This is a genomic window from Streptococcus suis, assembly GCF_002960625.1.
Taxonomy (GTDB): Bacteria; Bacillota; Bacilli; order Lactobacillales; family Streptococcaceae; genus Streptococcus; species Streptococcus suis_T.
The window spans coordinates 26,904-39,417 of the sequence record NZ_POJH01000015.1 but is presented as its reverse complement, the minus strand read 5'-3'; the positions used below and the strand labels follow the sequence as shown (position 1 = coordinate 39,417).

The 12,514-nt window shown below is 41.6% G+C and carries 10 protein-coding genes and 1 pseudogene; 3 read left to right on the top strand and 8 right to left on the bottom strand.

What is annotated here, in order from left to right:
- Positions 1 to 132: 132 nt before the first annotated feature.
- From C1G49_RS01755 to murD, 3 genes are read right to left on the bottom strand one after another with little or no spacing between them, the layout of a single operon-like run.
- Positions 133 to 1,107 (bottom strand): cell division protein FtsQ/DivIB, encoded by a 975-nt coding sequence (locus C1G49_RS01755; protein ID WP_105124373.1) that lies wholly within the window; start codon positions 1,105 to 1,107, stop codon positions 133 to 135.
- Positions 1,108 to 1,112: 5 nt separating this feature from the next.
- The gene (locus C1G49_RS01750; protein ID WP_105117495.1) at positions 1,113 to 2,177 is read right to left on the bottom strand and encodes a UDP-N-acetylglucosamine--N-acetylmuramyl-(pentapeptide) pyrophosphoryl-undecaprenol N-acetylglucosamine transferase; all 1,065 of its coding nucleotides are present in this window, start codon (positions 2,175 to 2,177) and stop codon (positions 1,113 to 1,115) included.
- Positions 2,174 to 3,529, bottom strand: a complete 1,356-nt coding sequence (gene murD, locus C1G49_RS01745; protein ID WP_105124372.1) for a UDP-N-acetylmuramoyl-L-alanine--D-glutamate ligase — start codon at positions 3,527 to 3,529, stop codon at positions 2,174 to 2,176. The genes C1G49_RS01750 and murD overlap by 4 nt, the downstream gene beginning before the upstream one ends.
- Before the next feature lie 219 nt (positions 3,530 to 3,748).
- On the opposite strand from murD, the gene C1G49_RS01740 reads away from it, so the two are divergent.
- Positions 3,749 to 4,951, top strand: a complete 1,203-nt coding sequence (locus tag C1G49_RS01740; RefSeq protein WP_105124371.1) for a mechanosensitive ion channel — start codon at positions 3,749 to 3,751, stop codon at positions 4,949 to 4,951.
- A gap of 102 nt (positions 4,952 to 5,053) precedes the next feature.
- Here C1G49_RS01740 and C1G49_RS01735 read toward each other — a convergent pair whose 3' ends face one another.
- The 4 genes from C1G49_RS01735 to C1G49_RS01720 form a co-directional block, all read right to left on the bottom strand.
- Positions 5,054 to 5,305 carry a DUF3165 family protein gene (locus C1G49_RS01735; protein ID WP_105124370.1) on the bottom strand — a complete coding sequence of 84 codons (252 nt, stop codon included), beginning with the start codon at positions 5,303 to 5,305 and terminating at the stop codon, positions 5,054 to 5,056.
- Positions 5,306 to 5,322: 17 nt separating this feature from the next.
- Positions 5,323 to 7,170, bottom strand: coding sequence for a translational GTPase TypA (gene typA, locus C1G49_RS01730; RefSeq protein WP_105117491.1), 1,848 nt, complete (start codon positions 7,168 to 7,170; stop codon positions 5,323 to 5,325).
- Positions 7,171 to 7,312: 142 nt separating this feature from the next.
- Positions 7,313 to 8,305: an aspartate--ammonia ligase gene (gene asnA / locus C1G49_RS01725; RefSeq protein WP_105117488.1), complete on the bottom strand. Its 993-nt coding sequence runs from the start codon at positions 8,303 to 8,305 to the stop codon at positions 7,313 to 7,315.
- A 95-nt stretch (positions 8,306 to 8,400) separates the two neighbouring features.
- On the bottom strand, positions 8,401 to 9,474 hold the full coding sequence (locus C1G49_RS01720; protein WP_238595830.1) for an MmcQ/YjbR family DNA-binding protein: 1,074 nt from the start codon (positions 9,472 to 9,474) through the stop codon (positions 8,401 to 8,403).
- A 468-nt stretch (positions 9,475 to 9,942) separates the two neighbouring features.
- Here C1G49_RS01720 and C1G49_RS11050 point away from each other — a divergent pair, with 468 nt between their 5' ends.
- Both C1G49_RS11050 and C1G49_RS01715 read left to right on the top strand, forming a co-directional pair.
- Entirely contained in the window at positions 9,943 to 10,101 is a 159-nt protein-coding gene (locus C1G49_RS11050; RefSeq protein ID WP_161942066.1) for a hypothetical protein, read from the top strand.
- A gap of 361 nt (positions 10,102 to 10,462) precedes the next feature.
- A pseudogene (locus C1G49_RS01715) lies at positions 10,463 to 11,320 on the top strand (metallophosphoesterase family protein).
- Between the two features lie 347 nt (positions 11,321 to 11,667).
- On the opposite strand, the gene C1G49_RS01710 reads toward C1G49_RS01715, so the two are convergent.
- Positions 11,668 to 12,432 carry a DUF3883 domain-containing protein gene (locus C1G49_RS01710; protein WP_105124369.1) on the bottom strand — a complete coding sequence of 255 codons (765 nt, stop codon included), beginning with the start codon at positions 12,430 to 12,432 and terminating at the stop codon, positions 11,668 to 11,670.
- Between the last annotated feature and the right edge of the window lie 82 nt (positions 12,433 to 12,514).

Below are 12,514 nucleotides of genomic sequence, written 5' to 3'. Positions count from 1 at the left end.
CATTTTAGGCAAAAACAGAACTTAGTCTGAGACTAAATTCTGTTGGTTTTATGCAGTTTTCTCAGAGTAACTTCTAGATGGACGGGAACTAGAACTTACTTTGAGAATTTACCTTTTTTCTTTATCCAACTATCAAATTTCACTTGAATAGCGATAGATACCAACTTCCATATCAATTGTTATTGGTCCCTCTGCTTCTGCCGCAATTTTAGTATAATAAACAAGTTTTTCGGTCAGTTCACTAAGGGGCACCAAAACTGTATTTCCATCTGTCATATTGAATGTCAATAAATCAGCTGTTACCTGACTTGGAGTTAAACTTACAGTCTGGATTTTCTCCCTAATCGTAGGTTCAATCTCTCCAAGGGCAATGGCTAATTGTTTTACCTGAGTTTTATCTGATAATTGAATGGTTGTATAGGTTTCCGGCAAGGTATCTACTGCTACAACCTCAGTGCCTACATTACCACTAGATAAAACAGGGTAAAGTTGATTGTTCTGCTGAATATAGCCAATGATAGCGTATTCTTTGATGCGAATAGTGAATTGGTTTGGAAACTGATAGCTAATCTCCGAAGTTTCCACAGATGGATTATTTTTTTTCACATTCTCAGCGTAAGCTGATGCATTCAACAAGGTAGTCAATACATAGTCCTTCTCAGAAATCAAACTATATTTGATGACCTGTTCAGCTGTCAGCTTATCCTGACCTTTGACAACGATGTCTTTCGCCTTACTAGTTGGGGAAATGAAGTAGAGAGAAAGGGCCGCAAGTAATAAACTGACCACTAAAATAGGGACAGATTTCCAAATTACTTTTTTAGGTATTTCTACTTGCTTAATCTTCTTTCCTTCCAACTTATTCTTAGGAACAGAACTAAGCTTGCCAGGCTTCTTAATCCCTTGAAAAAGCTTCCTTTTTTCCTGAATAGTTGAAGGAATTTCTTCACTATTATCCGCTTTCACCTTACTTGCTAAATAGGCCTGATGCTTAGCCTTCCACTGTTCAAAAAAGGCACTTTTTTCTTCCTGAGAAGCTTCCATAGAAGGAACTTCTATATCTGTCTGGTCATGGATCGTAGGTTCTTTATCATTTTTTTGGGTCATAGCACCTACCTCCCCATATCATCCCGCAATAAATTGTAAAAACTATCTACAGATTGGATTTCTTTAGAGTTAGCCATATTATTTTTGTAAAATTCCTTGTTTTCCAACAAATTTTCAACTTCGGCTAGTAGATTTTCCAAGGTCAATTGACTTTCATCAATTTGTTTGGAATACCCTTTTTTCTCCGCATAGAGAGCGTTTTCTATCTGATCCCCTCGACTAGCTTGACGTCCCAGGGGTACAATCAAGTGAAGTTGTTGCATGGCAATCAACTCAAACAAGGTATTGGAACCACCTCGCGTAATAACCACATCCGCCAAATCCATCAAGGGCTGGTATAGTTCTGTTACATAGTCAACTCTATATAAGTTTCTATCTAATCGGTTAAGGCTACTATCCCCTGTCAAGTTGATAATATTGAACCGTTCTGTTAGAGCTAGGCTATTCTGACTAATCAAATCATTAAATACCTTGGCACCTCCTGAACCACCTACAAATAAGAGAGTAGGTAAGGACTTGTCAAAATGACTAAGGATTTCTGGCAATTGAATAGGAGTTACCTTATCATTGCTTTGCCCTACCTTGGTAACAGCCCCAACGTGTTTGACCTTGGTCAGACCTGCAGGCTGTTCGAAGGTACTATACATAGTTGTTGCAAATTTGTAGGCAATTTTATTGGCCAGACCCATGGACAAATCAGACTCATGGATAAAAACAGGTACCCCTAGAAGTTTAGAAGCAATGACCGGCGGAACTGATACAAAACCACCTTTTGAGAACAGGGCCTGGGGTCTAATTTTTGCAATAATAGCTAACGATTGTAGGACCCCAAAACCAACCTTAAATACATCCAGCATATTCTGGAAAGAAAAATAACGGCGTAATTTTCCTGTAGCAATCGAATGGAAGCGTACATCTAAGCCTGATTTTACAATCTGCTCATGCTCAATTCCATTTCCATCACCTATATAGTGAACTTCCCAGCCATCTTCAATAAAACGGGGAATCAAGAGAAGGTTGAGGGTCACGTGACCCACAGTACCTCCACCTGTAAAAACAATTTTTTTCATTCGTTACATAACTCCTCGTAGGTCTGCAAGAAAACATCTCCACGCACTTCAAAGTTTGGATACATATCCCAACTTGCATTAGCAGGACTTAAGAGCACCACATCCCCTTCTTCTGCCACTTCGAAGGCCTTCCGAGTTGCGTCCGCAATATCCTCAGCAGCAAGAGTTGGTACTCCAGCCTTGTCTGCTGCTCGCTGAACACGCGGGGCTGATTGACCCAGAATAACCATCTTCTTCAAACCAAGCAAATCTGGAACCAAGTCATCAAATTCATTACCTCTGTCCAAACCACCAGCAATCAAGATTACCTTGCTATTATCAAAACCTGACAAGGCTTTTTGAGTTGCTAGGATATTGGTCGATTTACTATCGTTATAGAAGGTCACTCCCTTGATTTTACCAACCAACTGCAAGCGGTGTTTCACTCCACCAAAGGCAGATAAGCTTTCTTGAATAGATTGGTTATCAACTCCCCACAACTTAGCTACCGCAATGGTCGCCAAGGCATTCTCAATATTATGAGTTCCTGGAACACCAATCTGGTCTGCATCCATGATGAACTCACCCTTGAAATAGAGTTTGCCATCTTGTAAATAGGCACCATCCACCACTTCTTTGGTTGAAAACGGAAGAACTTTAGCCTTGGTTTTTTGAGCCAAATCCTTGGCTTCTTCTTGATTGAAGTTCAGAACAATAGTATCTTGCTCTGTCATCTGGCGCTGGAGCATCCATTTGGCTGCCACATACTCTTCATAGGTTCCATGATAGTCAATATGGTTGGCACTCAAATTAGTAATAACTGCAACATTTGGACGAAAAACCTCCGTTCCCATCAATTGGAAAGAGGACAACTCCATTACCAAGGTATCATCCTTGGTCGCTGTTTGCGCGACAGAAGAGGCTGGATAGCCAATATTTCCACATAATTTTGCAGACTTATTTCCTGCGTTTAGGGCTTCCGCAATCATGGTTGTAGTTGTTGTCTTACCATTTGACCCTGTAATTCCGATAATCGGAGCATCTGAAATCAGGTAGGCCAATTCAACTTCTGTCCAGACCGGTATGCCTTTTTCAAGGGCTTTTTCAACCATCGGATTATCATAGCGGATACCTGGGTTCTTAACCATAAGAGCAAAATCCTCATCCAACAACTCCAGCGGATGGCCACCACAAACCACACGAATTCCTTCCTCAAGAAGTCCTTGCGCTGTCGGATTTTCTTCAAATGGCTTACCGTCATTTACTGTTACAATAGCCCCTAAGGTATCCAATAGGCGAGCTGCCGATTCGCCCGACTTAGCCAAACCGAGCACCAAAACTTTTTTATTTTTAAACGTATCAATCATTTTCATAGTATTTTTCCTTCTTAATCCTCTAGAAAGGTTCAGACGCTTCCTATCCTGTTTAGAAATCCCAAACATTCTAACACTTTATTTTACCCTTTACATGAAGCTTTTTCAAGCCAAAGGGAGTGGAAAAAGCTGGAATAGGGAGAAAATTCATATTATTTGTCAATTCCTTATAAAAGTGGTAGACTGAAGACGAAAAATATTATATTTAAGGAGTATTATATGACAAATATAATCGATAGTTTATTCTATCCTTTGCTTTCTGCTTTACCAGGCGTCATCCGTATGCTTGTCCTGGTTATCATTGCCTTTGTGTTAGCGGGCTTATTACGCAAGCTAACTCTAGCTGGTTTGAACAAAATCCAGTTCTCACAAAAATTACAAGAATGGGGTGTTATCAAGCCTGAAGATAACGGCCAAGCCCTCATCAAAACACTTGGTCAACTTGTTTACTTCCTTGTGATTCTCTTCTTCCTTCCATCTATCTTGTCTGGTTTGAATATCAGCAGCACGGTAGATCCAATCTCTAGCATGTTTGAGAAATTCTTTGCCTTTATTCCAAACATGATTGCAGCTGGTTTGATTATCTTTGTTGGAACTTTCTTCTGCAAATTTATCAAAGGTCTGTTGACTGGTGTCCTAGAACGTTTAGACATTGATGCATGGTACACTAAAGTTACTGGTCAGGAAAAATTGCCATTTGACAGCAAACAAATCATTTCTGTCCTATCAACTGTTGTCTATGTATTGATCTTCATTCCGATCTTAACATTGGCTTTGGAAACACTTGGTATCACAAGTATTTCTCAACCAATCGTTACCATTCTTAATCAAGTAATCGGTATCTTGCCAAATGTTTTGGTTGCCCTTATCTTGATTGCAGTTGGTAGCTTTGTAGCTAAATTGATTGGCAACCTTCTTGAAAATCTTCTTGAAACTGCCGGTATCAACAACTACTCTAAATACCTATTCGCTAAAGAAGAAGCTAACTTTGAATTGTCAGCTATCATTACTCAAGTCGTTCGTGCTATCATCATCGTCTTCTTCTTTATCCAAGCTATCCAAGTATTGAACCTTGAAGTATTTAATTCTGTTGGTTCTGCCCTACTTGCTTACCTGCCATCACTTATCAGCGCTGTTGCTATTGTTATCTTGGCAATCATCGCAAGCAATCTAGTAGCTAACTTCCTACAAAAAGTTACGGATAGCCCTCTTGTTATCACAATTGTACGCTACTTGATTATCGTATTTGCAGTCTTCATGGCTCTCGATCAATTGAAGTTTGCACAACATATCGTTCAATCAACCTTCACAATTATTCTTGGTGCACTAGCAGTAGCCTTCGCCCTTGCCTTCGGTCTAGGTGGTCGTGACTTTGCTGCAAGACAACTTGAAAAATTAGAAAAGAAAATTGACAAAGAATAACCATTACAAATAGCCTGAACACTCGTTTGGGCTATTTTTTATACCCTAAAATCCTGAGAAAAAGGCCGGACCAACTGTCCAGCCTTTTATTCTATTATTAACTTATTTTTCTTTAGGAGAACTATCTAGATAGTGAATATCCCTCATAGCCCAGATCCCAATGAGAACCATCACTAAACCAACCCAAAAATTAGTTGAAAACTGCATGATTTTTAGAAATCCAAGAATGAGCGCGATAACCAGTACGACTAGCAAAAACACTGCTAAAATCAAATTGATAGTCCCCTTGACATTTTTAGGGGCTACAAAAATATAAAAGAGTACCAATAAAATCGCTAGGATGAGGTAAAACATAGCTCTTCTCCTCGGAATTATTCTTCAGTTGCTAATTTTTTCTTTTTAGCGGCCTTATCACGTTCTGCCTTATTCAAGATTTGCTTACGAAGGCGGATTGACTCAGGCGTTACTTCCATGTATTCATCATCGTTCAAGAATTCAAGTGACTCTTCAAGGGTCAAGATACGCGGTGTCTTGATAACTGACGTTTGATCTTTGGTTGCTGAACGAACGTTGGTCATTTGTTTAGCAGTCGTGATGTTCACAGTCAAGTCATTTTCACGTGAGTTTTCACCGATAATCATTCCCTCGTAAACCTCAGTACCTGGGTTGACAAAGATTGTACCACGCTCTTCGATACGCATGATTGAGTAAGTAGTTGCCTTACCTTGATCGATAGAAACAAGGGCACCACGGTGACGACCACCGATCTCACCTTGAACAACTGGCAAATACTGGTCGAAGGTATGGTTCATGATACCATAACCACGAGTCATTGAAAGGAACTCTGTTGAGTAACCAATCAAACCACGCGCAGGAACAAGGAAGACAAGACGAGTTTGGCCATTACCAGTTGAAATCATGTCCAACATGTCACCCTTACGCTCTGAAAGAGATTGGATAACAGAACCTTGGTATTCTTCTGGTGTGTCGATTTGCACGCGCTCAAATGGCTCCATCTTCACTCCGTCGATTTCCTTGATGATAACTTCTGGACGTGATACTTGAAGCTCATAACCTTCACGACGCATGGTTTCAATCAAGATAGACAAGTGCAATTCACCACGACCTGAAACAGTCCATTTGTCTGGCGAGTCTGTAGCTTCTACACGGAGAGAAACGTCTGTCTGCAATTCTGCCAAAAGACGCTCTTCGATTTTACGAGAAGTCACCCATTTCCCTTCACGACCTGCAAATGGTGAGTTGTTGACCAAGAAAGTCATTTGAAGAGTTGGCTCATCAATACGAAGAACTGGAAGTGGCTCAACTGCATCAGTTGGTGTTACCGTTTCACCAACGAAGATGTCTTCCATACCAGAAACGGCAATCAAGTCACCTGCTTTTGCTTCTTGGATTTCTTTACGCTCAAGACCAAAGAAACCGAAGAGTTTTGTAACGCGGAAGTTTTTGGTTGTGCCGTCTAGTTTTGAAAGGGTAACCTGGTCTCCCACTTTAACCGTTCCACGGAAGACGCGACCGATACCAATACGACCTACGAAGTCATTGTAGTCCAAAAGGGATACTTGGAACTGCAAAGGCTCATCTGAGTTGTCGACTGGCGCTGGAATATGCTCGATAATAGTATCAAAAATTGGTGCCATTGTTTCTTCTTGGTCCGCTGGATTATCAGACAAAGATGACGTACCATTAATAGCTGATGCGTAAACTACTGGGAATTCCAACTGGTCATCATCTGCACCGAGTTCGATGAAGAGTTCAAGGACTTCATCCACAACTTCTTCTGGACGAGCAGATGGCTTGTCAATCTTGTTAACAACGACGATTGGGGTCAAGTTTTGCTCAAGAGCCTTTTTCAATACGAAACGGGTCTGTGGCATAGTTCCTTCGTAAGCATCTACGACAAGGACAACACCGTCAACCATTTTCATGATCCGCTCAACCTCACCACCGAAGTCCGCGTGTCCTGGTGTGTCCATGATGTTGATACGAGTACCGTTATAAGCTACAGCAGTGTTTTTAGCAAGGATAGTGATACCACGCTCTTTTTCGATATCGTTTGAGTCCATGGCACGCTCATCCAATTGCGTACGCTCATCAAGGGTTTGAGATTGTTTCAATAATTCATCAACGAGGGTTGTTTTTCCGTGGTCAACGTGGGCAATAATGGCAACGTTACGGATGTCTTCTCTAAGTTTTGTCATAATATCCTCTGTATCTTTTAATTTAACTAAAAAAGTATATCATAGATTGGCGAAAAAATCACAGATAATCACATTGTAAATGTTTTCAGACAGGACTTTGGAAGAAAAGGAAAAGAGATTGAAAACCAACCTCTCCTCTTTCTTACAAGATATTTTCAAAGTTATCACGCACTTCCTGTGGCCATACGCTAGATTGAACTTCACCGATATGTTTCTTACGAAGCAAGAACATGGCCAAACGAGATTGACCGATACCGCCACCAATAGACAGTGGGAGCAAGCCGCTCAAGAGCGCCTTATGCCAGTCAAACTCTAGGCGAGCCTGATCACCAGTAATGGCTACCTGACGACGAAGGGCTGCCTCATCAACTCGAATACCCATTGATGACAATTCAAAAGCTGAACCCAGAACTTCGTTCCAGACCAAGATATCCCCATTGAGCCCCTTGTAATCCCCTTCTGATGGACTAGTCCAGTCATCGTAGTCAGATGCACGACCATCATGCGGCTTCCCATCTGCCAGTTCTCCACCGATACCGATTAGGAAGACTGCACCGTATTCTTTGGCAACAACGTTTTCACGCTCTTTTGGCGTCAAGTCTGGGAAATTTTTCACCAAGTCTTCCGTGTGGATAAAGGTGATTTTCTTTGGAAGAACAGACTCAATATCATAGCGAGCCTCCACAGCCAATTCGGTCAGGCGGATGGCCTTATAAATCTGCTCAACCGTTTCCTTCAAATAAGCTAGGTTACGACGACCTGCTGGAATAACTTTCTCCCAGTCCCACTGATCCACATAAACCGAATGAATTTCATCTAAGGAGTCCTCATCAGGACGCAGGGCCTTCATATGAACAAAGAGCCCTTCTCCCTCATTAAAACCGAATCGAGCCAGGGTATGACGCTTCCACTTAGCAAGAGAGTGTACGACTTCGTAAGTTGCATCTGGAATCAATTTGACATTAACTGACACGGCATTCTCCACTCCTGACAAATTATCTTGAATACCATCCCCGACACGACTCAAAATCGGTCCTTGCACTTCTACGATTTCTAGCTTGTCTTTCAAATACTGTGTGAATGTATTTTTGACAAAAGAAATCTCCTCTTGCTGATGAATGAAGCTTTTCTTCATACCTTACCTCCTCGTAAAATTGATACACCTATTATACTCTTTTTTTTCAACTTGTAAAGCCTTTTTATTAAATATTCTGATAATTTAATGAACTATTAGAAATCCTGATAAGAAAAGTGTTTCTGCAATTCTCTTATCAACTCTTCTGTCAACCGTCTAGGACCACGGACAGCTTTCACTCCTAGGTCCATCATGCGCTCTCTTGGCAAAAACTCATCTGGCAACTGTGCAATCAACTCGACCTGCATGACTGACTTGTCCCTTGGGATATCCGACTGACCATGATTGGTGACATTGGCTTGCAAAACCCGACAAACATAGCGAATGGCCTGTACAGGCGCCGTCACGTAGATGGCTACGATGTCCCCAGCTTGAATGGTTGATTTTTGCGGCCAATAGACTACCTTATTTTCCGCAAACTCAGTATCAATATCATAGACCTTTGGATTGGCTGGAATAACCCAATAATCAGGTCCCTGCTCTGCCTTGTAGGATTTTGGTCCTACCAAATACCGACTTTTCTCAAGGAGGGCAAACACCGTCTGGTCCTCCACCGTATCATCTAGTAAGACTGACACCCAGGTCTTCTTCGACATATGGTAGGCAGGGAAGATGCCCGACTGACTCAGCAGCTCTGCTATTTCCCGACCGTCAACCTTGAGATTGACAATCTCCACCTCTTCTTGAGAGCCGCTCCCATCCAGCTTGTCCCTCGGAATCTGACTGACCAGGGCATACCACTTATTATTGGAGGGATGGCGAAAAGCCCCATAGGTCGGCAACTTGGCAAAGGGATAGTCAGGAAGGTCGCCCCACTGCTCCTTGATAAGCTGGGCTATGCGGTTGCTTTGGTCTTTAGAAAATGGCAGAGCGATACAACAGGCCTCCTCTACTCGATCCAAAATGGACTGATAGCTTTCTCTCACCTGACCCACAAAAGCCCCAGCTGGCGCAGTCACCAGATGGGCGGTATAGACCTCCTCCATCTCACAATCCCAAACATAGGACGACAGCTGACCAGCCTCATCAACCTCCACCACCGCCTCAAACTGCCCCTCCATGAAAACCTCACGGTAGGTGTACTGACCTGCTGAAAACTGAAAGCCTGCCCACTCTAGCCTGTCAAACCTTACTTTCTTTCCTTTTAAAAAAATATCTGCTTCTGACATCGCTCATCCCTTCTTCCCTTATTTTACCATAATTCTTTTAGTTTATTTGAAATTTGTAACAAGCTACCCTCTGATAAAACTGAAACATAGTATGCGAGAGGCTGGATTGTTTACTTGAAAAAATAAAAAAGCTATCCGTAATCAAAAACAAACAAATACAAGCACCTCAACTAGCCATTCAACTCAAAGCCTCACTTCAACTACTGAAACTACTACTTCAAGCACTGAACAAACCTCTGAAACACCCTTTATCCCCGAAAAGGCTGTTGGAACATAGGTTGGCTCCACCTGTAAGCAGCAGAAGTTTCTGTAACCTTGACAGCGGATAGTCAGATAAAAACCACTACCCACTTCGTATATTCTGGCAGTGATTATACAAGAGAATTTAACGCCGTCATCTCAGGAGTCGAGACTATGGCTCCAAATGCCTAGCACTTCCTAGGTCCTACAGGAAATCTAGGTGCCTTATTGCCTGGTGTTACCGGCCTAGGAGGAGAATTTCCAATTCTACTAGGTTTCAAGATTGAAAATGGAACCTACATCCCTATTGCCTTTACAGAACCAAATCCAGAAGAACTAGACTATGAAAATCCCTACAACTTTGGATTCTCTCTCGCCAAACAATAAAAATCACAGAGAAAGCAGCCTAAACATGTAGTTTTCGTTTCCAAGCGTTGAACCACAAGGGCAGAACTCTGCGACTTTTCAGCGTTAGGTAACAGACTGAAAGCCTCTATCGAAAAATCGCAATCACTAAGGATAGTTTACACCTGGCTTTTTGATTTTTAAAGAGTCGCCATTTCTGTTCCTAGCTTCAGTGCAGTTAGAAGTTCATAATCAAGTAAATAGGACTCACAACATACCTATCGGTCAAATTGAGCGGATAAAACGCTAGCTATGCACATTATTTGTTCTTTCCATTCTCATTTGCACAGGCTGCTCGGTCTTGATGAAGGTAATTTTACGCCCAATTCGGTATAATAGGGGCATGAAAAAATTGGCTATTATGAGTGACCTGCATATCGACAGCAATCAATTTGGGCAGGCCGAAATCGACACCCTGATTCAGACCTTGTAAGAGGAAGAGGTGGTTCACCTCCACTTGGCAGGGGATATTTCCAACCAGCATGAGCGGGCCAGCCTGCCCTTTCTGGAACATCTCCGCCAGCACCTGGATGTCAGCTACAATCTGGGCAACCATGACATGCTGGGGCTGGACGAGGCACAGATTGAGGCGGAGAATTTTCAGCTTCTAGACATTGGAGACCGACAACTCCTGGCCTTTCATGGCTGGTATGACTATTCCTTTTCTGACGAGGCATATGATAGGATTCTAAGGCGGAAAAACCTCTGGTTTGACCGCCGTTTGAACCGAAGAAAAAGCGACCAAGAAATCGTGGAGAGGGAACTTGAAGTCCTGGAAAGCCAGCTACAGACCTTGGACAGGGACCGGCTGATCCTAGCCATGCACTTTGTCCCCCACCGCCGCTTTACCATGTGGCATGAGAAGTTTGCCCCTTTCAACGCCTTTCTGGTCAGTCAGACCTTTCATGAGCTCTTTGTCCGCTACCAGATTCCCGACGTGGTCTTTGGCCACGCCCACCGCTCCTATGGCACGGTCGAAATCGAGGGTATCCGCTACCACGCAAGGCCCCTTGGCTACCAGCGGGAGTGGGACCTGACCATCGACTTTGTCAACCAAAACCCCCACCTCAACCCCAGCCAGACCTGGAACCTCTCTAAACGCTTCAACCTGGTCAAGGATAATCTCCTCTACCTAGCCCATAAAAAAGAGAAGTTCAAAGACGAACTCCTCGGATCGATGAGTCTGTTTGAGGTGGGGTAGGAATTAACAATAGACCACTTTTCTTTCCAAAGAAGGTGGTCTATTTTCATGAAACATGCATCTCCTACTCCTCCAGCAACCAGTCCAGCAGATTTTTCTTCTGAATCCCATCATAGTTGGCATTTGGCTGAATACTGTCCATCGTCAGAAGATACTTGGGATAATGATCTGAAATTTTTTGCAAGGGACGAAGTTCTCGTTTCAAGGTTTCGATGGGGAATGAAATTATTTTCAAATTTTTAGAAATAAGTGATGATTTTTTGCTTTATTTTTAAATTTTTGGAAATAAAAGAGAAGTTCAAAGACGAACTCCTCGAATCTATGACCTTGTTTGAGGTGGGGTAGGTTTAAAGTTTATCCACCAAATGATACTCGACAACATCTTTAGTTTGTCTAATTACTTTTTCAAATTTTAGTTGCTTTAGCGGATTTGAAATGAGGGTAAGTTTAGGTGAGCTTTCTAAATCAGAAACTACAGAAAGAAAATATTTAGACTTATAATATTCTGCTTGCTGATATTCTTTTGAAGTTAATCGAATATCCCCCTGTTTCCCTCTAATACCTTTTACCTCCGCTAAGTAATTATTCTTTTCTACACTAATCTGAAAATCGTATCCATCACCATACAAACGAGCATCCTCTAAAATCCCGTTATGAAAAACTGATTCTTGTTGATAATTGTTCATAAAGTACAATTCAGCTTCTAGTCCTGTTTCTTGTAATCTTTTGAATTTTGATTTCACTATAGGACTTTCAATTAATGTTATTTCCTTTACATTATGAACTCCCTGAAGATACAACTTAACGATGTTGGCATAATTTACAACATCTTCATTACCAAACAAGCTATCAATTAATTCTTTTCTAGGACGGTAATCTTCCTTTCTTTGCCACCAACCATTCCTTGGATTAGGGAAAAATGGATCAAAAATATCCATCCTATTCTTAACAACACTTCTAGTTTCAGCGATTCCTAAATCAACAAAATACTGATAAAAATCTGATTTGGTTTGGTATCCAAATTCTTTGATAAATTCATTATCAAATTTAGCTAGACCATAGCCTAATAGATTTAGTAGTTCATAATGTTGATGACGTTTTTTGTTCGGCATTACACATTCTCCAAATAACTCTATGATATAACATATATTATAACAAAATTAATCCTCCACACGACACCTTATTTTTTTACAA